14 protein-coding genes and 1 pseudogene are annotated in these 21,928 nt (G+C 39.1%); 6 read left to right on the top strand and 9 right to left on the bottom strand.

The window, feature by feature from the left end; genetic code table 11:
- Positions 1-23: 23 nt before the first annotated feature.
- The 8 genes and pseudogenes from ACFIK8_RS01280 to ACFIK8_RS01245 form a co-directional block, all read right to left on the bottom strand.
- On the bottom strand, positions 24-4,982 hold the full coding sequence (locus ACFIK8_RS01280; RefSeq protein WP_375668863.1) for a DEAD/DEAH box helicase: 4,959 nt from the start codon (positions 4,980-4,982) through the stop codon (positions 24-26).
- A gap of 967 nt (positions 4,983-5,949) precedes the next feature.
- Positions 5,950-7,959 carry a MacB family efflux pump subunit gene (locus ACFIK8_RS01275; RefSeq protein ID WP_375668862.1) on the bottom strand — a complete coding sequence of 670 codons (2,010 nt, stop codon included), beginning with the start codon at positions 7,957-7,959 and terminating at the stop codon, positions 5,950-5,952.
- 3 nt (positions 7,960-7,962) lie between these two features.
- On the bottom strand, positions 7,963-9,189 hold the full coding sequence (locus ACFIK8_RS01270; protein WP_375635486.1) for an efflux RND transporter periplasmic adaptor subunit: 1,227 nt from the start codon (positions 9,187-9,189) through the stop codon (positions 7,963-7,965).
- Entirely contained in the window at positions 9,186-10,667 is a 1,482-nt protein-coding gene (locus ACFIK8_RS01265) for an efflux transporter outer membrane subunit (RefSeq protein WP_375635485.1), read from the bottom strand. The genes ACFIK8_RS01270 and ACFIK8_RS01265 overlap by 4 nt, the downstream gene beginning before the upstream one ends.
- Positions 10,668-10,734: 67 nt before the next feature.
- The gene (locus tag ACFIK8_RS01260) at positions 10,735-11,544 is read right to left on the bottom strand and encodes an exodeoxyribonuclease III (protein ID WP_375635484.1); all 810 of its coding nucleotides are present in this window, start codon (positions 11,542-11,544) and stop codon (positions 10,735-10,737) included.
- Between the two features lie 30 nt (positions 11,545-11,574).
- Complete coding sequence (locus ACFIK8_RS01255; RefSeq protein ID WP_375635483.1) at positions 11,575-12,183, bottom strand: outer membrane lipoprotein carrier protein LolA; 609 nt, start codon at positions 12,181-12,183, stop codon at positions 11,575-11,577.
- A 122-nt stretch (positions 12,184-12,305) separates the two neighbouring features.
- Positions 12,306-12,570: pseudogene (locus tag ACFIK8_RS01250) on the bottom strand (DNA translocase FtsK); the annotation flags it as partial.
- 716 nt (positions 12,571-13,286) lie between these two features.
- Positions 13,287-15,728 (bottom strand): DNA translocase FtsK 4TM domain-containing protein, encoded by a 2,442-nt coding sequence (locus tag ACFIK8_RS01245; protein ID WP_375668861.1) that lies wholly within the window; start codon positions 15,726-15,728, stop codon positions 13,287-13,289.
- 724 nt (positions 15,729-16,452) lie between these two features.
- On the opposite strand from ACFIK8_RS01245, the gene ACFIK8_RS01240 reads away from it, so the two are divergent.
- On the top strand, positions 16,453-17,730 hold the full coding sequence (locus ACFIK8_RS01240) for a ubiquinone biosynthesis hydroxylase (RefSeq protein WP_375668860.1): 1,278 nt from the start codon (positions 16,453-16,455) through the stop codon (positions 17,728-17,730).
- A gap of 1,535 nt (positions 17,731-19,265) precedes the next feature.
- Here the strand turns inward: ACFIK8_RS01240 and ACFIK8_RS01235 are convergent.
- Complete coding sequence (locus ACFIK8_RS01235) at positions 19,266-19,553, bottom strand: H-NS family nucleoid-associated regulatory protein (protein WP_375635480.1); 288 nt, start codon at positions 19,551-19,553, stop codon at positions 19,266-19,268.
- Positions 19,554-19,681: 128 nt separating this feature from the next.
- Here ACFIK8_RS01235 and ACFIK8_RS01230 point away from each other — a divergent pair, with 128 nt between their 5' ends.
- From ACFIK8_RS01230 to ACFIK8_RS01210, 5 genes are all read left to right on the top strand, one after another.
- Positions 19,682-20,296: a hypothetical protein gene (locus tag ACFIK8_RS01230; protein WP_375661533.1), complete on the top strand. Its 615-nt coding sequence runs from the start codon at positions 19,682-19,684 to the stop codon at positions 20,294-20,296.
- Complete coding sequence (locus tag ACFIK8_RS01225) at positions 20,296-20,928, top strand: TrwN protein (protein WP_375668859.1); 633 nt, start codon at positions 20,296-20,298, stop codon at positions 20,926-20,928. The genes ACFIK8_RS01230 and ACFIK8_RS01225 overlap by 1 nt, the downstream gene beginning before the upstream one ends.
- Positions 20,929-21,052: 124 nt before the next feature.
- On the top strand, positions 21,053-21,352 hold the full coding sequence (gene korA / locus ACFIK8_RS01220; RefSeq protein ID WP_375647334.1) for a KorA family transcriptional regulator: 300 nt from the start codon (positions 21,053-21,055) through the stop codon (positions 21,350-21,352).
- Positions 21,315-21,638 (top strand): VirB2 family type IV secretion system major pilin TrwL, encoded by a 324-nt coding sequence (gene trwL / locus ACFIK8_RS01215; protein WP_375668858.1) that lies wholly within the window; start codon positions 21,315-21,317, stop codon positions 21,636-21,638. The genes korA and trwL overlap by 38 nt, the downstream gene beginning before the upstream one ends.
- A 73-nt stretch (positions 21,639-21,711) precedes the next feature.
- A partial coding sequence (locus ACFIK8_RS01210; protein WP_375668857.1) for a TrbC/VirB2 family protein occupies positions 21,712-21,928 on the top strand: 217 nt, incomplete at its 3' end.

The raw sequence follows: 21,928 nt of genomic DNA, 5'->3' as shown, positions 1-21,928 counted from the left end.
GTTTGTTACGACACAGCGCTGTTTTACCGCACAATGGATAACTTAACCTTTTCAGTTTCTCTCACTTCCAATTTTGGAAGACTGCGCACAATTTTCATTGTTTCCAAGCTTACCGTAATAACCCGCTGAAACAATTCCAGAGGATAGGCCGGATTACCCACCGTTTCAACAGCATAGCGATTAGCATCATTCACAAGACCGCTCGCTTTGTCCGTTTTGACAATCTGCCGTTCCATAACCCATTCAAGAGCAGACCGGCCATTGACCACATACTCATAAGCTTCAAGAGGAATATTCTGCATCGTAATATGCGCATTATAAATCACTGTGCTTTTATCAATAGCGCCACGCTTACCAGCAAATTTCATTGCTTCAACACGGTAGAAACTCTTCTCATCAGAAATCATCCAAGTTCTTGGATCACCCTGTTTATAAGTAACAGGATAGGGCTCAACCTCTTCATAATTCATATGTAAATCACCAAGCTTTCGCCCCGCTGTTACAAAAGCCCAAAAATCCTCTACCTTTTTAACTGTTGGGATACGTGGCAATTGTTTAGACAAGTTATGCGCATAACGTGCACGATAATCCTCAGAATGCAAAATCCCATAAGCATAATAAAACAAATCATCCTTTGTTATCATTTCACTAGGATATGCTGCCTTAAAATATACCAACCCTTCATCCGTGAGAGCATCACGCCGCTGCAAACCAGTTTCTTTGCTTTCCTCTGCAAAATTTGCAAACAAATGAACCTGATCCTTCTCTTTATCTCCTAAGGACTCAGCATCTTCATAAATATATCTTGGAAAACACTGACCAGTATCCATTGTATGAAGATTGGATAAATAATTAGTCATCAGAACAGAAAAACCACTACTTGCTCCAACTCCCGTAACTTGTATTACCCTGTTTTCAACCGCTGTTTCCATAGGGAATATACGCGGCATTTGATAAACTCTCTCATTAAAGGTGCGACTATAGTAAAGCCACTGTCGTGTAAAAGGACGATAAAGACTTTGCACTAAGCAATTACTTTCAAAGTCAGAAAACTTTCCTCTTACCAATTCTTCTTTAAGGCTACTACTCCAGCTGATTTTCCTTGCATCTAAATTTACGAAATCATTCACAGCATTTGCACGCACTTTGCGGTCAGAATGCGCATAAACATTATTAAAACGTTTCACTTCATTGTTATAAAAAGTTATCGTGTTACGCATATTCTTCGCTAAAGCTCCACGGCTTGAATTATATGCCCAAGCATCGCGAGTAGTTATAATCCCACGAGAAAACGTTTCAAAGAGTTTTTTATCACTGCCCTTCTTATCACCTAAGGCCAGAAATTTTTCAAAATCACTGTTGCGCTGATTCAACCAATCGCCATGCTCATCTGGTGTAATCATCTGCCAGCCTTGTGCACGCTTGATCCCACCAACACTATTCAACCGCTGAAGTTGAGATAATTTCTCTTTTGTCGTGAGATTATCACCAATATCGTAATAGTGAATTTTGCAATGCTCCATGACATTTGGATTTTTAATAAATAGTGTCACAGCAATTCCTGCCATACTTCCACTTCCGAAAACATTTTGCCCTTCTTGAGCACGTCCTTTGCTCATCATATTTTTGCGAATATCACCACGCAAATTGAGAACATAAATGCTTGAAAATTCTTCATTCAATTCTTTTCGTAATCCACTCGTAGAATATCCATTGATAAAACCTGAATTTGTCACAAAACCAATAACACCACAGTCTTTTATGCGATCACTTGCCCAGCGAATAGCACGAATATAACTGTCATAAAGTCCATTAACATTACTCGCTTTGGATTGAGCAGCATAAGTTTCACGAATGCGACAATCCAATTTAGGATAGCCAATATTTTTCGCATTGTCGTTTTCACTTTTTTGCCCCGAAGAATAAGGAGGGTTGCCAACAATAACACGAATATCCAGTTCCTTCTGGCGTGATCGGCGTGTGCTGTTATCCACCAGCAAATCACTGATCAGGTCTTTTTCTTGCTCATAAAGCTGGAATGTATCGGTTAAACAAATTCCCTCAAAGGGAACATAATCTCCCCCCATCAAACCATGATAGGTCGTCTCAATATTAATGGCTGCAATATAATAGGCTAAAAGCACAATCTCATTGGCATGAATTTCATGACAAAATTTGTGTTTCATCTCCTCTGGCTTTATCAGACCCGATTGTAAAAGCCGCGTGATAAAAGTTCCCGTTCCAGTAAAGGGATCCATGATGTGCACACCCGATGAGCCAAGCGTTTGCCCAAATTCTTGCTCTAAGACATCATTGACAGAGTGCAAAATAAAATCCACAACCTCAACGGGGGTATAAACAATGCCTAGTTTTTCTACAGTACGTGGAAAAGCATAACGAAAAAACTTATCATAAAGCTCTACAATCAACCTCTGTTTTGCTTTTGGATCCGTAATGCCACTGGCGCGTAATTTTACACTTGCGTAAAACTTTTCCAGATCTTTGGATTCCTTATCAAGGTTTGCCTCATCAAGTACATCAAGCATACGCTGCATAGCACGCGAGACAGGGTTCTCACGTGTAAACTGATACCCCTCAAACAACACCTGAAAAACAGGACGCGTGATAATATGTTGTGCCAACATCTCAATCGCATCAGCTTCTGTAACAGCATCATTTAAATCATCACGCAGTTCTGCCACAAACCTGTCAAAGGCTTGACGCGCCTCAGTATTTGGCTCTGCCAGAATACCTGTTAAACGCGTGATATGATTCTTAGCAATTTCAGCAATGTTGCTCGCCCAATCTTCCCAATAATCACGTGTCCCACATTTCTTGACAATCTTTGCCAAAATCGCACGAGAAATTTCATCCACCGGGAAAGAAAACTCCTTGTTTAACTGATCTGTACGAGTTAAATCATATTCCGGTGTCCCAATGCCTGCTCGTGCCGGTTGTGCGCGTAGTGGAAGATTGTCTACAACAGCTGTAACAGCCTGTAACTCAGTGCTCTGCGTGACACCAATAATCTCAATCACATTGCTAATATCTTGGCTCAACGATGCCATATTAATCGTCGAATCAAAACGATCATCATGCGCACGCAAAGCATTTAAAATTTGCCAAACAACCCGATATTTATCATTGTTGTTCAAAGCCTGTTCCACTGGAATCCCAGAGGGAATACCAATTGGCAAAATGACATATCCCATCTTTTTGCCCTCAGACCGACGCATCACCCGCCCAACCGCTTGCACAACATCAATCTGGCTCTTGCGTGGATTTAAAAACATGATCGCATCCAGAGCCGGAACATCCACCCCCTCAGACAAACACCGTGCATTGGTCAAAATACGACAAACATCCTCACCACTATCAGCTTTCAGCCAATCAAGTAATGCACCACGATCCTTCGCATTGAAAGTGCCATCAACATGCTCAATTTCACACTTCAGAAAGCGCTCATTTTCCGTATCCTCTTTCGTATAATCAAGATATTCTCTAACAACCGCAGAAAATTCATCACACACCAGTTTAGAACTTTTAATAGTTTTACAAAACGCCAAAGCACGACGCATGGGGTGTGGATCCGCACCAACATCAGCCTTCAGATCTTGTTTTGTCAGCGCCTTATAACAACCAATAATCTTCGTTGCATCATCAAGAACAAGTGAAGACTGGTCATCACTAAGACGCTTCTGAACAGCGGAACTGACCAATTTTTCGTCCATTGCTAAGACAATAACCTTATAATCCGTTAAAAGATCATTTTGTACTGCCCAAGAAAACCCCCGATAAAAAAGTGTTTTACCAAAAAGCTTTTCATCATCCATCGAAGCAAGAACAACATTGGCTTCATTCGCGCGACTTTTTGCGTTATCACCAAAAATACGTGGTGTCGCTGTCATATAAAGGCGCTTCTTGGCACGAATAACATCATTAGAATGCACCTTAACAAAATTGGATTCATCCTCTCCAACCAGCGTTGCCCCTGTTGTACGGTGCGCTTCATCACAAATGATAAGATCAAATGTTGGCAAACCATACTTTTTCTGAGTATCCGCAACCACCTGAATGGATTGATAGGTTGCAAACACAACGGTCATCCTATCTGCAACACTCTTACCCGCCTGTTCTGCAAGTTTAGCAGCATCGGTTGTCGCCGGAAAAGCAAGATCAAACACATCAATTTCAGCAACATCATCACTATTTTTACGACGCTTTCCCACTTGTGTATCTGAACAGACAGCAAAGGATCTCAATCCGATTTCTGCATCCGTTGTCCATTCACGGACCGTCTGTGACATCAGTGCCAAGGAAGGAACAAGAAACAGAACAAACTTGCCTTCACCCGCTAAATCCTCAGCAATTTTAAGACTGGTAAATGTCTTACCAGTACCACAAGCCATAATAAGCTTACCCCGATCTGCTTGAGCAAGCCCAGCACGCACATCACGCAACGCATCCTGCTGATGTGGACGGATTTTCTTTTTATCCTCCAACACAACTTTGCCCTGGGCTGCAAAAGTTTCCCAACGGATCGGACTTTGTTGTATATCGGAAAGATTAATCCGTATAACAGGAATATCCTGCCCCCGTATCATTGTTTCAGCGTTATCACTCCAAGCACTTTCAGTGCTATCTATAATAACACGCCGCTTAAATGGAGCTTTCCCTGATGCCGAAATAAAACTATCAATATCTGCTTTTCTAATCCGATATGCTGCATCATAAAATTTACATTGGATTGCCGCAAAACCCTCTTCATTACGAATCTTTGCCACAAGATCGATGCCAGTATCATGACCATTCCAATCATTTTCACGAGCCCAATCTTTAAAGGTTTGAACCTTTTCATAGCACCCAAACTGAAGAGGATCATGTGTCAGATAAGCAAGAGCAAAACGCTCAAAATATGTACCTTTGTCCCGTTCGGTACGCGCTTCGTCACGATATGTCTGTAAAAGCGATTGCAGCGTCATGCTTCCCCCCAATGAAAAATACTTTCAATTATCGAGTCTAGACAAATTGGTCAATGCCTATTGTCCCACCCAAAAGACTTTAGATAACTCGATTTACTGAATGAACCAATATTTATAATGGAATATGTACTAAACAAAACAAATGAATAAAGTTTTACTTATCAACAAAAGAATAGAATCTGCTCTTCCCACATCCCTGATAAATATCATGTAATCACGCACAAGAATGTAGAGATTTGCTTCATTATTTTGATGAGCTTTTTTTGATATTTATCTATTGAAAATAGTTTAAGCTCATATTCAGGAGGTGCTAAACGCAATAAAAGCATAACGTAAAACTAACAACCAGCTATACCAATACACATAATAATGAATACAGCAATTAACATTCCCAGCAACATGAGCCCATAAGTGTATTCATCTCGTTCTCCCTACAAAACTGGAGCTTCGTAAAAACCTATATCTCCGTCGCATAAAGCCATAAAGAATCTTAAAACCAAACGTTACCAATACCAACGCCCCTCTCTTTGCCATACAATTTGTGAGAAAAAACAGGGTAACGAATAAACAAAAGGAAAAGAAAAACTATAGAAGACCAACTCGCCTCGTATATCCGTTCATTTTTGGGATATAAGCTGCTTTTCGTTTAAACTTGCTTCTTTTTTATCCTGTTTATCAACAGATATACACTCCCCTTTCCCCTCTTACTTTTAGGTTAAAATCCTAAAGTTATCGCGCCTTGTATTTTGTATAGCTATAAAAATACAAGGGAAATTTATTCATGATACGTTGTGTCGTAAAACTTCATCCTTTAACGTTATATAAAGCACGCTCCACTTAACGAACAAAGCGTTTTCTAAAATAGAACAGCGAATAATGCTAAATTTTTCCCATCCATGTTTCGCTTTATAAACGCTTCATCCAAGTGGAAAACATCACAACAAACATGCCCCACAATTGATAAAGCCTAATCGCGTGAAAGAGCGACAACAGGGTCAAGCCGTGAAGCTTGCCGCGCTGGAGAAAAACCAAAACAGATTCCAATGAGGGTTGAAAAAGTAAGGGATAAGATGATCGAATCAATCGTATAAACCAAGTGGATAGGCGCCTTAAACAGAAGAAATAAACCACCGATAGAAAGCCCAAACAGAATCCCCAAACCACCACCAATGACACAAACCAACACCGCTTCAATGAGAAACTGCTGCAAAATATCACTTTGGCGTGCACCAACTGCCATACGCACACCAATTTCATTGATCCGCTCAGAAACGGTGACCAGCATAATATTCATCACCCCAATACCACCCACAATCAGGGAAATAGCTGCAATTGAAGAAATTAAAAGTGTTAAGATATGTGTACTTTCCATGATACGTTCACGAAAGAATTCTGAATTTCTAATGAAAAAATCTTCTCCACCATGCCGCATAATGAGAAAACGTTTCACCATGTTTTCCGCTAAATGTGAATCGACATCATCAGCAATCCTAACGGTAATCGCACGAACTTCTGTTGTGCCAAGAAAACGCGTTTGCACTGTTGTATAGGGCAAATAAAGCTGTAATGTATTTGATGTATTTCCATTTGCGTTATTTTGCGAATCAACAACACCAATAATGCGCGCTGGAACATTACCCACAAGCACCACTTTGCCAAGGGGGCTCTCATGGCTATGGGGAAAAAGAACAGACAATGCTTCTTTCTCAATCACGAGATCAACCGCCCGATCATGCACACTTTTTTGATCAAAAAACTGTCCTTTGAAAACTTTAAGCCCCTGTGTCTGAAAGAATTGTTCTCCCACCCCCACAATGACGGCATTGACTTCAACTGCACCAAAACGCACTTTCGAACTTGTTGAAATCTGAGGCGTTACACCAGAAACATAAGGTAACCCAGACAAGGCTTCTGCATCAGCTTCAACAAGAGTTGTTATTTTCTCTGCTTGTGGATCAGAAAAACTTTTGCCAGGTAAAATTGTTAATGTATTAGCACCCAAGCTTTTAAAATTTTCCAAAATTTTCTCTCGTGTACCATTTCCCAAAGCCACCATAGCAATAATCGCCCCAATACCGATAATCACCCCAAGCATTGTTAAAAAAGTTCGCATTCGATGTGCATTCATTGCCAACAAAGCCATAATAAATGCCTCACGAAACCGCTCAACAAAAGACCGAAAAGAGCCAAGCTGTTGTTTAACTTTTAGTTTCTGTTTTTCATAAAAAGATTGACTATCCGTTTTTATTTTTGCCCCCGCTGCTCTTTTCTTTGCAACCTTTGTCATACTGTCAGCAATAATTTCTCCATCACTGATTTCGATAATACGCTCTGCTCTTTTGGCCACCTGCATATCGTGGGTTACAATGATAATAGTACGACCTTCTTGATGAAGCTCATCCAAAATACGCAACACTTCCTGTCCACTCTGTTTATCTAGTGCACCAGTTGGCTCATCGGCAAGAATGACCTCCGCATTATTCATCAACGCTCGAGCAATAGACACCCGTTGTTGCTGACCACCTGAGAGTTGATTTGGACGATGATTCACCCGATCACCCATGCCCAAGCGCGTTAAAAGATCTTGTGCACGCTTTTTCCTTGCTTCCACAGCACATCCTGCATAAATAGCCGGAATTTCAACATTCCCAAGAGCTGTCAACTCATTCAACAAATGATAACGCTGGAAAATAAAACCAAAATGATTACGCCGCAAAGCCGATAATTCATCAGCTGAAAGAGAGGCTGTTTCTTTCCCTGCAATCCAATAACGACCAGAAGTTGCCCGATCAAGACAGCCCAAGATATTCATCAATGTAGATTTTCCTGAACCAGAAGCTCCCACAATCGCTACCATTTCACCGCGCTTAATGGTAAGATTGATATCCTTCAAAACAGTAACAAATGTTTCGCCCGCTGGAAATTTACGTACAATATTTTCCAACACAAGGACAGCATCTGCTTGGTTTGTGTTCATGGTTTAAATCTCGTCTTCACTATGCACGTCAGAAGGTTCTGGCATCACCCCATCAGGCGAGCCGGTGATAACAACATCGCCCTCATTAAGTCCTGAAACAATCTCTGCCATCACCTTATTATTCAACCCAACGCTCACCTGTTTAGTAACCACCTTGTTCCCCCCCTCCAAAACAGAAACCCATGCCTTATGCTCTTTTGTCTCATCGCGTAAAGCATCGCTTGGAACCAACAAGACATTTTGAGCACGCCCTAAGATAATATGAACTTGAGCAGTCATATAGGTTCGCAAAAAATTGTCCGCATTATCAACATGTAAAATTCCGTTATAATAAATAGCTGATGAGATTAAAGCACTAGACCCCCCTACCATACCAGGGTTAATACTCACATCAGCACGAATTGCTTCAGGAGCCGGCTCTATCTTTTCTAAAACGCCCTCATAACGACGCTGCGCATTCCCTAAAACTGTAAAATAAAGTGGTTGTCCAGCCTGAACTTTAAGAACATCAGCTTCTGAGATTTGCGCCTTGATCGTCATCTTTGACAAATCGCCCAAAATAACAATTGTTGGCGCCGACTGAACTGCATTCACATTCTGCCCTTCTTCCACAACTGTTGCCAAAACCGTTCCCGCTGAAGGGGCAGTTATGCGTGTATAACCTAAATTGACCTCTGCACTATCCACATCAATTTGTGCTTGCACAATCTGCTGTTGAAGTTGAGCAATTTGCGCCTCACGTATTTTTACTTGTGTCACAGCATCATCGAGATTAGCCCGTGAAACCGCACGTGACTCGATCATTTTTTTCTGACGTGCTAAATTTTTCTGCGCAAGAGAAAGATGGGCTTCTTGTTCTACCAAACTCGCATAATAGTGAGATAATGCTGCTTTTTTTCTTTTTAAATCATTTTCTTGATCTGTAGGATCAATTTCTGCCAAGAGATCGCCTTCTTTCACAACACTCCCAGGAGAAACGCGCATTGACACCACACGCCCTGTTGCACGCGCACCAACAGCCACCAACCGATAAGGACGTACAAGACCAGAAGCTAAAACACTTTCCTCAATATCCCCACGCTTCACCACCGCTGTTATATAAGTTGGGCTAGATGTTCCAAAAACAACAGAACGCAACCATAAAAACAAGAGAAGAAGGAATATGGCAGTTAAAAAGAAGGAAAGTTTTTTGTGTTTTGTAATGAAATTTTTGAGTAGACTTTTTTTCATTTCCCTACCTTTGCACGCGAACGAGGTGCACCATCAACGACTTCCGGACGTGATACATCAACAACGCCATCCCAGCCCCCCCCCAATGCTTTCATCAACGTGATATATTGCGTAACCAAAGAAACACGGCTATCTTTAAGTGCCATTTGTGCAGAATAATAAGAGCGATCAGCGTTTAACAATTCAAGAAAACTGGTATTTCCATTCTCAAAAAGGCTCCGTGAAAGTTTTAAGGAATGAAGAGAAGCTTTATTCGCAACGATTAGCTTTTCTAAGCGTTGATGTTCTTTAGTTAATCTTACCAGCGCATTTTCTACATCTTCTAAAGCTCCCAACACAGCAGCCCGATAAGTAATAAAAGCTTGATCACGTTGTGCACGCGCAACAGCAATAGAAGCCTCAACCTGACCTCCATTAAAAAGAGGTAAACGAAGACCAGGTCCAAAAGACCAGCCAATCGTTGAATTTTTCCATAACTGATCAATCGCCGTTGCGGCTGTCGAAATATTACCTGTTAAAGTAAGTGATGGATAGCGATCTGCTTCACGCTGACCAATCCGCGCTGTTGCTTGCGCGTATTGACGCTCTGCCCGTCGCAAATCCGGACGTGTTAACAAAATATCGGCTGGAATTCCTGCTGGTATCGGCCAGCGTGGTTGTGGAATCTTTGCATGTTTAGCATTTTTTTGTAAAAGATCCTTCAATGCCGTAGGCACACGACCAGTTAAGACAGAAAGGCGATGAACGCTCATTGCTAAATTCGCTTCCATCTGTGATATATCTGCTTCTGTATTTGCCATTTGTGCTTGCGCATTTGAAACATCGAGCTCAGAAACATCACCAGCTGTTAATCTAGCGCGCATCAATTCATAGGTTTTACGTTGTGATACAGCAATTTGCCGCACAATCAACAACTTCTGTTGCCAACCACGCATTTGCACATAATTTGTTGCCACATCTCCTAACAATATCACCATGGTAGCGCGCATATCTTCCACAGCCGCATCAAGACCATAACGCGCTGCTTCAACCGCTCGTTTATGCCCACCAAAAAAATCAAGCTCCCAGCTTGCATCAAAACCACTATGATATTGGTTTAACAATGCATCAGACTGTCCAGAATGACTACGGGTTCCTGAAATTGAATTGGACACATTTGGTAAAAGAGTTCCTACAACCTGCCCTAAACCCGCACGCGCCTCACGTACCCGAGCTTTGGCAACAGCAACATTATTATTTCCAGAAATCGCATAATCCATTAACGCATCTAGAACGGGGTCATTCAAACGCCGCCACCATCCGGCAAGCGCAACTGACTGCCCAGACGCCTGTGCAGATTTTTCTCCCCAAACTGCTGGAACACGAAAAGATGTTTTCTGGTAATTAGGACCAACCATACATCCTGACAAAAGCAAACACAAAAAGATACTAGAAAGTAATCCACGAGAAGCGCCCCTTTTGAGATTTCTGATATACATCTAGTCTCCCGCATTCTTTCAGAATCATTATTTAATATTAATACTTTATTTACTTCTTATTTCAAACTTAACGTGAAAAATCAAATACAGTTTGCACAGGAATATGATCTGAAGGACGTTCCCATCCGCGCGCATCACGAAAAATCGAAAGATCTACAACAAAAGGTGCTAAATCAGGAGAAGACCAAATATGGTCAAGCCGCCGCCCATAATCGGTAAATGCCCAATCGCGTGCACGATAACTCCACCATGTGTAAAGCTTGGTAGGAACAGGGATATGTAACCGCATCAGATCAACCCATCCACCTTGACAGCATAAAGCTTTTAAACGCTCGGTTTCAATGGGAGTATGGCTTACAACCTTCAACAATTTCTGATGAGACCAAACATCCTCTGCCAAAGGAGCAATATTTAAATCGCCCACCAAAAGAGAAGAAAGACCATCTCCTTGATCCGCACATACGGAGGACATTTCTTCTAAAAAATCAAGCTTATGCCGAAATTTTTCATTCACATCAGCATCAGGAATATCTCCCCCAGCAGGAACATAAAAATTATGAATCCGCAAGCTTCTCCCATGGGCTTCCACAATAACTGAGATATAGCGACAATCTTGGTTTTGGCAAAAGAAACGCTTTTCTACCTTTTTAAAAGGCAACCGAGAAACAATAGCCACCCCGTTATAAGATTTTTGTCCACTCAATGCGATATGCTTATAACCCGCCGCTTCAAAAGCCTCCACTGGAAATAAAGCATCTGGACATTTTGTTTCCTGTAGACACAAAACATCTGCGGAAAAGAGTTCCAAATACTGAAAAACCTGTGCAAGACGCAAACGAATAGAATTAATATTCCAAGTTGCAATACGAAAGAACATCCATTTCAATCCCAATGAAATAACACAGCACTATTTCTTTGAAGGAAGTGTAAACATTCCATTAGCGAAGCGGACGTCCGTCCGCACATTCATAATCTGCACAGTAGTTTCCAAATTTTGTTGGTCAACAATTGTCCACTGGCGCAAAGCAGAGCCTTTAGAATCAAAAACCATCCTTATTTGCCCTGCCCCAATCGTTTTATCACGCAGAACAATCGTCACAGCCCCTGGATCTTCGCGAAATGCCAACAAGCGCCCAGAAGATACATCAATTTTATCACCCAACAGAAACTTCATTGGCGTTTGCGAAAGTTGTGAAAAGTTCCAAGTATTCAAAGCCCGATTGTTAATACCTACAAATTGACCATCTGCAATAATCTGTAAGGGCATTTTTTTGTAAATGAAACGAATTTTCCCTGGACGCTCTAGGTAAAATGTCCCCTGAGACATTTTCCCCTTTGGACTAAACTGAATAAAATCACCTGTCATTGTTTTGATTGCCGCAAAGTGATTTACAACATTTTGCGCCTTTATCACTTTATTAGACGCTTGCGAAAAAACAGGAAAAGTTAAACACCAAAAGATAATAATTCCCACCAACCCAAAGACTCTTCTTTGCGACAAAAAAGACGTTTTCATAAAAAAATGCTCCCAAGCAATACTTAATTGACTTTATAATTTATAACTTAAGTAATCAACGATGAATAAATACCCTTCTTTATAAGATAACGATATTGTTTGAAAAAACTATCAAAAGATTTTTAAAAGTATTCTTCTTCGACCGTCCCCAAAACTTTCCGCTTACCCATATCATTTGCTGGACTAATAATGCCTTCTCCTTCCATCCTTTCAATCAATGTTGCGGCACAATTATAACCAATACCTAAACGGCGTTGAATATAAGAAGTCGAAGCCTTACTGTTCACGAAGCACAACTGCCACAGCTTGACTATAGGAATCATCTTCTAAAGAAAAAGCTAAAGAAACATCCTTCTTTATTTCTTGCGGTATCGTTTCCAAATAATTAGTCTGCGTTTAAGTTTCCGAAAGCATCCAAATTTCCCGTTTTTCTGCTGATTTTCTAAACGCATAATATATTCTTTCCCACCCCTAATCTGTGAAGCAACATAAATTATAGTCAATACATAACGGATTAAGTACTAAACATATTGCTCACGCACCTGAAAACTCTTTTAAGTGGCAAAAATGCTTTTTTGACTTCCTTCCAATCCAAAAGAATAAAAATTTTCACCCGAACCAGTCTGTAAACAGTTTGGAGTTTAGCAGATTTCACTTGGCTTCCCACCCCATATGATTCATTTATATAAGGCTCGACAGATAAGCCTTGCCCTCAATATTTAGAGCGCACTTAAAAAAACACTTAAATATCAAGCCTTACATGCTTTTATACCCCTACATTCGCAATGACATTATTTTATACCAAGATATTGATTTATAATAATTTATCTTTTTAACTTAAATCATAACGCCAAATACAGGAAGGTTCTCTCATCACATACTTTCGCATATCGAATCAATTGAAATCATTTTCTTGCACGTTACAAGCAAGGTTGGTGTGTGGATAAAAATTATATAAGATAAAGAATCCCCTTATAAAGAGTCTCAAGTGCCAAGGAGCTATCGCAAATCGAGAGCTGGTGTATGAAAATGCAGAATTTCTACGATAAAGTGGGATAAACACTTGTTTTATAAGATATTATAAAAACAACTATAAAGATTTTTCAAAAGCGTTCTTCTTCGGCAGGCACTAAAATTTCTCGTTTCCCTGCGTGATTTGCTGGACTAATGATACCTTCTTCTTCCATCCTCTCAATCAATGTCGCAGCACGGTTATAACCAATGCCTAAACGGCGTTGAATATAAGAGGTCGAAGCCTTACGATCACGAAGCACAATAGCAACAGCTTGACTATAGGGATCATCTTCTGAAGGAGAAGCCAAAGAAACATCAGCACCATCCTCTTCAACTTCTTGCGTAATTGTTTCCAAATAATCAGGTCGTGCTTGCGCTTTGAGATGCGCAACAACCTGCTCCACTTCATCATCCGCAACAAAAGGACCATGCACACGTTGAACACGTCCTCCTCCCATCATAAAAAGCATATCTCCTTGTCCCAATAATTGCTCAGCCCCCTGTTCACCTAAAATTGTTCGGCTATCGATTTTTGAACTCACCGAAAAAGAAATACGTGTAGGAAAATTGGCTTTGATCGTTCCAGTAATAACATCGACGGAAGGACGCTGTGTCGCCATAATTACATGGATACCGGCAGCACGTGCCATTTGTGCCAAGCGTTGAACCGCGCCTTCAATGTCTTTACCAGCAACCATCATCAAATCAGCCATTTCATCAATAATAACAACAATATAGGGCATAGGACTAAAATCAAGCGTTTCCGTTTCATAAAGAGGCTCACCAGTTTCATGATCAAAGCCCACTTGAATTGTCCGCGCCATTGTCTCTCCCTGACTTGCTGCTTCCCTAAGACGTGCATTAAACCCATCAATATTACGAACGCCCAGTTTTGACATTTTACTATAGCGCTCTTCCATTTCACGAACAGCCCACTTTAAAGCAATCACGGCTTTTTTAGGATCTGTCACCACGGGCGTTAATAAATGAGGAATGCCATCATAAACCGAAAGCTCAAGCATTTTCGGGTCCACCATAATGAGACGACATTGTTCAGGTGTCATCCGATAAAGCAATGATAAAATCATTGTATTGATAGCAACAGACTTTCCCGATCCTGTTGTACCAGCAACCAAAAGATGGGGCATTTTTGCTAAATCTGCAATAACAGCTTCCCCCCCAATTGTCTTACCCAAAGCAAGCCCTAATTTTGCTTTGCTTTCAATAAATTCTTGCGCCTGCAACATTTCTCGTAAATAAACCATCTCACGCTTTGCATTGGGCAATTCTATTCCAATCACATTACGTCCTGGAACCACCGCAACACGCGCCGAAATCGCACGCATCGAGCGTGCAATATCATCTGCCAAACCAATAATACGGGAAGACTTAATGCCGGCAGCCGGTTCAAATTCATACAAAGTTACCACCGGTCCAGGACAAGCATCAATAATTTGCCCCTTGACTCCAAAATCTAACAAAACCCCTTCAAGTTCCTGAGAATTTGCTCTTAAAACAGCAGGAGAAAGTTTTGCATCCCTAACAGACGGTGGTGGAACCGAAAGATAATCTACAAGAGGAAGAACAAAACCACCATTTGAAGAAGCTGTTAAAGACTTTCGATTTTTAACAGGAGAAACATAGGCTTTATTTTGATTTTCCTCACACTTTACTTTTTCACCCAAAAAAGTTGGCTCAATCCGATCAAATGACTTTCCTTGCCCCTTACTCTGAAAACGCCTTTTGAAACAGAACAAACGAAAGAAACGCGCTTGTAAAAAATAAAAAAGATGTAAAAGAGCGCCAAAAGTTGTCGCAAAAAAACCATGATTTTCACGATCATCCTCTGCAGCATATTCCGTGTCTTCTTCCAATTCAAAGACTGGATTAACGATTGCATCTTTTGGAATGCTTTTTTCTTTTCTTTTCTTTGTTCGACGCCGCCATATCACATTGCCAGCAAAAGCAGCAGTGAAAAAACCTAAAAGAATAAAAACAACACTAAAAAACACCGTGTAAAGAGGAGAAAGAAAAAGAGGAAAGACTGAAGAAGCAACACTTAAAGCTTTATCTCCTAAAACCCCTCCCAATCCCATTGGCAATGGCCAATAAGTAAAAGAAGCAACAGGTGACATAAGGGCAAAAGCAATTAAAAAACAAATTGTTGATAGCACCCATAAAAAAAAGCGCAAAGTCAAATTGTAGATATTCTTTTGCGCCAACAAGAGAAAAGACCAAAATAATGGCGGCAACAAAACAGCAAGACTTGCCAAGCCAAAAAACTGCATAATAAAATCTGAAAAAATTGCCCCCATCCACCCCATAAGGTTTGTAACCTCATTTGTACTTGCATGGGTTAAAGATGGGTCCGCAACATTCCACGTCGCCAAAGCAAACACACAAAAAATAATAAAGCCCAAAAGCCCAAGCCCAATAAATACCCCTATCTGACGTAAAAACATCTCAATAAGACGCGAACCTTGAGAATTTCGCACTTCTAATGAATCATAAGGAGAAGAACTTCGGTGCATCTATCAATTCCAAATACAAAACTTTCATATTTTAAAGAGTTATAACTCCCTCTCTCTTACAAAAGGGTGAAGCTTAAACTCTGTGCCGATCTGTAAACAAAATAGCCTGTAAATAATCCGACTTCTTATCTAGCGCGTTCTACCTTCTAACCCACTTCATATATCACCACCTTAAGAGACTATCCGTCATAAGGCGCACAAAAAGATCTCCCTGAATATTTATCACAGGATCAACCAAAAAACACCTCATGTGTAAAGTTTTACATGGGTCCTATAGCACCTTCCTAAACAGATGATGTTTTTTACACTACATCATGATAACGGCAAAATATTAATACTGTTTTAACCATCACGAATGAACACAATTTTTTATCTATCATACTAACTAAATATCCCCCTTCAGGACAGGCATACTAAAGTACACTCATACAACTTAAAAAATATACGATCATCTTTGTTTATTTTTAGTTTTCTTTTTTATCAACCAAGTGTAAAAAGAATTGAAGAGGACATTCAAAACAGCTTATCCGATAAATCTGTAAAATGAATCACATAAATGATGAAGCAGAAGAACTCTGAAAAATCAATCTGTCATCAGATTGGCGCCAAAAAAGAACCTCGTTTTTGTAAAGCAGAAAGAAAAGTAAACGTTAAGATATTTTAGGCAATTTAAAAAGATATTCTTTTTAAAAGAAAGCAAACTGTAAACAATGGAAGAAGTATTGTGTGTTCTAATCGCAATAAAGACGTACAACCCAATAAAAAAATTAAATCTCATAAAACAAAACAATGTGATCTTCTCATTGCAGGGGGAGCGGCTGTCGGTTTAACCTTAGCGATAGCACTCAAGCAAACAGCCCCTAATCTGAAAATAAAAATCGTTGATGCTGCTCCACAAGAAGATACTCCTGCTTCTAACATACGAACCATTGCCCTTGCTGCTGCTTCTATTCGTATGTTAAAACAATTACAATGTTGGGAACCTATAAAACCCTATGCGCAACCCATTCATTCAATGATCATCACAGATACAAGCACAAGTGACCCTGTCAAACCCACTCTTTTAACCTTTGAAGGCGACATTAACCCTGGTGAGCCCTTTGCTGCTATGGTAGAGCAGAGAGAACTCATCAACACTTTAAAAAAACGTGTCAAAGATCTCAATATCCCTGTTATTGCAAACACGCGTGTCATTGATTTTCATCAAGAAGACCAATATAAAACCGTCACTTTAAATAATGAAGAGGTTTGGCAAACAAAATTGCTTATTGCAGCCGACGGAGCCCATTCGAAATTACGCCAAAAAGCAGGTCTTAAAAACTTTTCTCATCCCTATAAACAAACAGCAATCATCTGTACAGTTGAACATGAAAAACCCCATAATGGTCAAGCAATTCAACATTTTTTACCTGCCGGTCCTTTTGCTCTTCTCCCTCTCAAAGGCAACCGATCTGCCATTGTGTGGAATGAAGATCATAAAACTGCGCAATATTATCTCAAAGCTAATGCCCTTATTTTTGAAACAGAACTCGAAAGACGCATTGGCCATCGATTAGGCAAACTCTCTTGGAATGGCGAACGTCAAGCTTTTCCTTTGAGTCTTTCTTTAACACGTCAATGCATTAAACCACGTTTTGCTCTCGTTGGCGATGCCGCCCATACCATCCACCCCATTGCAGGACAAGGACTCAATTTAGGATTACGTGATAGCGCTGCCCTCGCTGAAGTGATTATTGAAACAGCACGACTAGGTCTTGACATTGGCTCCCTCACTGCTTTAGAGCGCTATCAAAGCTGGAGACGTTTTGAAGTTGTCCGTATGGCTTTAAGCAATGATTGGCTTAATAAACTCTTTTCTAATGATAGCCTTCTTTTACGGATGCTCCGCGATACCGGCCTTGGTATTGTTAATCAAGCGCCAAAAATAAAAAAATACTTCATCCAAGAAGCTGCCGGACTCACTCCAAATGCCCCACGCCTTCTACACGGCTTCCCACTTTAAGCAAAAATTCATCCTATTTCACTTTTTTACAACCTTTGCCTCCCTCCTTCAAAGAACAAAAAATTCCTATCTCATCCAATCTGTTTACAAACCAGATTCCTGTCGAGTAATTTTCTCTTGACTTCCTCCTGCCATATTTCACTTAATATAAGACTCGACAAGCGAGATACATTCTAAGAATATTCACCACGCACTGAAAAAAAACATTTAATGTCTCAAAGAGGTTGCCTTATATCACCACACCTTAAAAGAAGCCATTTCACGTCATAACGAAATAAACAAGACCTTTTAGCACACAACATTTTATTTATAATAATAAATTCATTGTTCTCATATTGAGTGATAAATCTAACGATCATAAAATACCCTTAATTCAAATCTCTCTCATGTTGAAGCAATCAAAATCATTCACTTGCACATCACAAGCAGGAGTGTCGTATAAATAAAACAGCAATAAAAATCCTTACCCTCTCAAGTACTAAGGGCTTTAGTAACATTGGAGGTGAGTAAAGTGTATAATGGCGCCGGCTTATATTTTTTATTGAAATAAAAATGGTGGTGTACAAAATGGATTTTATGTAATCATAGGGACTTTTACGTTATACTATTCACGAGAAGCACCATAAAATAAGCTTAGTTGCATTGAAAAATTTTTCTTTTAAAAAAAGCACGTAAATTGGTAACACAACTGTATTCTGTTTGAGGTATTCTGTTCCTCAGACTAACCCTTTAACTTATTGTGGAATACCACACGATTTTAGAAAAAATATTCTAATATATAACAAAGTGTTCCGTACTCTATACCATCACACATAATTGTAAACTTGCATATCACCCCCCCTATTCCACACCATAAAAGAAGATAAACCGCAATAGAAATGACTCAATCCTTTTATTTTCAAATAAGCTCTTTATTCATTATTCATAAATGCTCATAAATGAATTTTAATCACAAACGCTCAGAAATATGTCATAAATTCTATAAACCCCATAACAGCCATAAAAATTTTTCATTTCCTACACACTCACTCATCTCAACAAAACGAACGATAAATAAAGTAAATGCCTCATATATAATCTTACAGAAAAAAGACCAAACAAAATCTATAACATCAGGCTTGTTCTACAGAACAATATTTCAAAAATATAAGTATGCTAATTTATTAACTTATTAATTGATAAAATTATCATTTTACATATTAAGTGAAAATCCCCATGCAATAAATTATTCTCATTTCGACCACTTTTGTAAAGAGTCAATAAAACTATAAAAAGAAGTAAAATATCTCCCTCTCTCAAATGCCAAAAGCAATTACAATATTATAATCTGGCATCATCATTATGCTTGCCAGATTATAACAACAAGACCTTTTTCATTTAAATACATTTATTCATGCCCCCTATCATTTTATTTGATCACTCAATACTTTAATATATTCGTTCAGTATATCTATACAATCAAATTACCCAAAAGAGCATACTTCTTACATTTACATTCCTTGGTATTCCCTTATCTTGTAAATATCGCACACGTGTTATGTTACTTCAAGTTCATCAAGTGTATACCCATTCTCCAACCACTCTTTAATCCACTTAGGCCTACGTCCACGCCCATTCCATAATTCCCATTGGTTATTGGGATTTCTATAATGGCGCTCTTTGCTCACAAGATCAGCGATATCAATTCCATGGGCATTAGCAATTTCAAGAATTTTTCGTCGCGCATTTTGCTTTTCCTTTGCTTGCCGTTTTTTTAATTCCATATCGATTTGTGTACGCATCTCTTGTAGTTCATCAAAATTCATATTTTTGAGATCATTCACCTTAATTACTCCCCTTGCAAAAAAGAATTTTTTCTTGCCATATTTTAAACACAATTATAGACAATTTTCGTCTATTTATTATCGAAATTAAAATTACGATACATATATCACTTTGACGGAGATGTGCTTTGGACCACAAAGAACTGTTTATTGGTACATCAATTACCACCACTGCATCTTTTTTCAGTTCAATCGCTGGAACTACTAAATGTAGTGCTCAAACACCATCACACCTCTCTGACTCTCATGAATCAGTAGTCAAAAGTAAATATAAATCGTCACTCTATAAGTTATGGCAATACGCAACAAAGAACAAGCCCTCTCTGTATAATGATAGTGTGGTTCATTATGACAATAAAACCTCCCCTCATACACAACGGATTTTTACTTCGTATAAATTTTTTTTGAAAAGATTTTTGCAACTAGAAAATTATATAAAACAAGCAGCTTCAATACAGTATCAAAGATTATTATTTTTTAAAAGCAGCGCATTTTTTCGTGATTCCAATAATATTGGTTGGCGTAATGTGCTCTATTTTATTCCACACTTTTATCTTGTTGGTTGGATATTCGCATATATTAGAAATATTCTTAGAAGAGAACAAAACAGTAATCACAGGGAATATTCTACGCTAAACAATTTCGTTCTGCAAATTTATAAAATCAAAAGACAACGAAAAAATGCACCACAAAGAATTAGCATTTGTATTAATAAAATTTTTCATAATAAGGTGTATTGCTAATGATTGTTCCAGATTTCACATTTTTTGCTGCTGCATACATATCCAATACGCCTCCCATAACATTTTCAGTTATCGCCGAACAAGAAGCGCGGGACAATGTCTATGTAACAGATGATAAAGATAACTTCTTCTATCATTCATCTCAGCTTAAGGAAACAATCGCAACAACTGAACAGTTTAGACAGAGCAAACATAATTTTAACATAATTTTAGGGCAAATTGGTGTTGGAAATGTGAAATTGTTTTCTCTTTTTGATGCATTTGGTTTTTGCAGAAATCTTACAGCTGTACAAAGCGCTTTGACTTACTGCTATGAACAAACAACATCAAAGTGCATCTTTGAAAAAGCGACTTTGCAATCTGTGCTAAATTTTTACAACACAGAAAACTCAAACCACACCTCTATACAGAAAGTTACTTCATATATTGGAGTAAAAGCTGCTGTACAAGAAAATGAAGATTTGCAGGAGCCTGTAAAGCTTAAAAAAGAAGAACCAGAACAGACAACTAACGTAGATTCTCTTCCTCCCTCTTCAAGAGGAGAGGAAGATGCATTTACACATAAAGAAAGTGGCACCAGCGATGCTTTTTCGGCTGAAAATTCTTCTTCATCGAGAGGCTCGCTAGAGTGACAACTGATATTTTCACGAAACCCTAGAATTTTGATAGGATATTATAATGAAAGGTAGATAAGAAAATGTTAAAGCTCTAATTAGTAAGATTGGACAAAATCTCTTCTAATTGAGGGCAAAGATAATGAAAATGATAGAACAAAACAGCGTTGATATAGCATTTAATCAAAAAGCAGCACGTGAGATTACAGTCGTGATGCTTTCAGAAAGAGAATGGTATTTTACGTTTATTTCCGATGATCCAATCACCGGAAAGCCAAATAAATATACGTTACTTACACAAAGAGGAAAACTAAGAACTTGGGCTGATCCAAAATATCTCTTTAAGTTTCTTCATGAACGAGGGGTCATTTGTGGGAGTTTTAATCTTAATCAGGATAAAGAACATGAAACAATTAAATATTCTTCACACAACAGCTCGTAATAAAATTGCTGAATTTTCAGCAGCTTTGGCCATATTTTTTATGAATAGTTCTGCTCATGCACAAGCCCAAGCAACCGTTTTAAAAAATGCAGAGGGCGCTCTAAAAGATTTACAGACAGACTTAAAAGTGATTATCCCTATTGCTGCTGCCGTTATACTGTTGTGCTTAGCAATTGGCTATGCAGGACGCTACATCGGAAAAGACACATTTGTACGGTGGGCAATCGGTGTTGTCATCGCAGGTTCTGCAACCCAACTTGTTACTCTGCTATTTAAAACAGCGTAATAATGGCATCAATTATAAATACAATATGTTTATTTATATAAAAATATTATCTAGATTTTAATAAGAGTGAAATATGCAAAAATTAACTAGTCTTCAATCGAAAAGTAACAACAAAATCATCGCAATTTCTGCAGCTATGACTGCGTTCTTTATGAATAATTCTGCTTACGCCGCCGCAAGCGTTTTAAAAAATGCAGAGGACGCTCTAGCAGGTTTACAGACAGACTTAAAAGTGATTATCCCTATTGCTGCTGCCGTTATACTGTTGTGCTTAGCAATTGGCTATGCAG

The organism is Bartonella sp. MR168JLCBS, from assembly GCF_042194175.1.
The sequence above is the reverse complement of the archived record's forward strand: the minus strand, read 5'-3'. Positions and strand labels throughout refer to the sequence as shown.

Bases quoted from the DNA above. Each gene is read 5' to 3' on its own strand.
- ACFIK8_RS01280 (WP_375668863.1), bottom strand. From the start codon at position 4,982: ATGACGCTGCAATCGCTTTTACAGACATATCGTGACGAAGCGCGTACC.
- ACFIK8_RS01260 (WP_375635484.1), bottom strand. From the start codon at position 11,544: ATGTTCTTTCGTATTGCAACTTGGAATATTAATTCTATTCGTTTGCGT.
- ACFIK8_RS01275 (WP_375668862.1), bottom strand. From the start codon at position 7,959: ATGAACACAAACCAAGCAGATGCTGTCCTTGTGTTGGAAAATATTGTA.
- ACFIK8_RS01255 (WP_375635483.1), bottom strand. From the start codon at position 12,183: ATGAAAACGTCTTTTTTGTCGCAAAGAAGAGTCTTTGGGTTGGTGGGA.
- ACFIK8_RS01245 (WP_375668861.1), bottom strand. From the start codon at position 15,728: ATGCACCGAAGTTCTTCTCCTTATGATTCATTAGAAGTGCGAAATTCT.
- korA (WP_375647334.1), top strand. From the start codon at position 21,053: ATGAAAATGATAGAACAAAACAGCGTTGATATAGCATTTAATCAAAAA.
- ACFIK8_RS01265 (WP_375635485.1), bottom strand. From the start codon at position 10,667: ATGTATATCAGAAATCTCAAAAGGGGCGCTTCTCGTGGATTACTTTCT.
- trwL (WP_375668858.1), top strand. From the start codon at position 21,315: ATGAAACAATTAAATATTCTTCACACAACAGCTCGTAATAAAATTGCT.
- ACFIK8_RS01270 (WP_375635486.1), bottom strand. From the start codon at position 9,189: ATGAAAAAAAGTCTACTCAAAAATTTCATTACAAAACACAAAAAACTT.
- ACFIK8_RS01225 (WP_375668859.1), top strand. From the start codon at position 20,296: ATGATTGTTCCAGATTTCACATTTTTTGCTGCTGCATACATATCCAAT.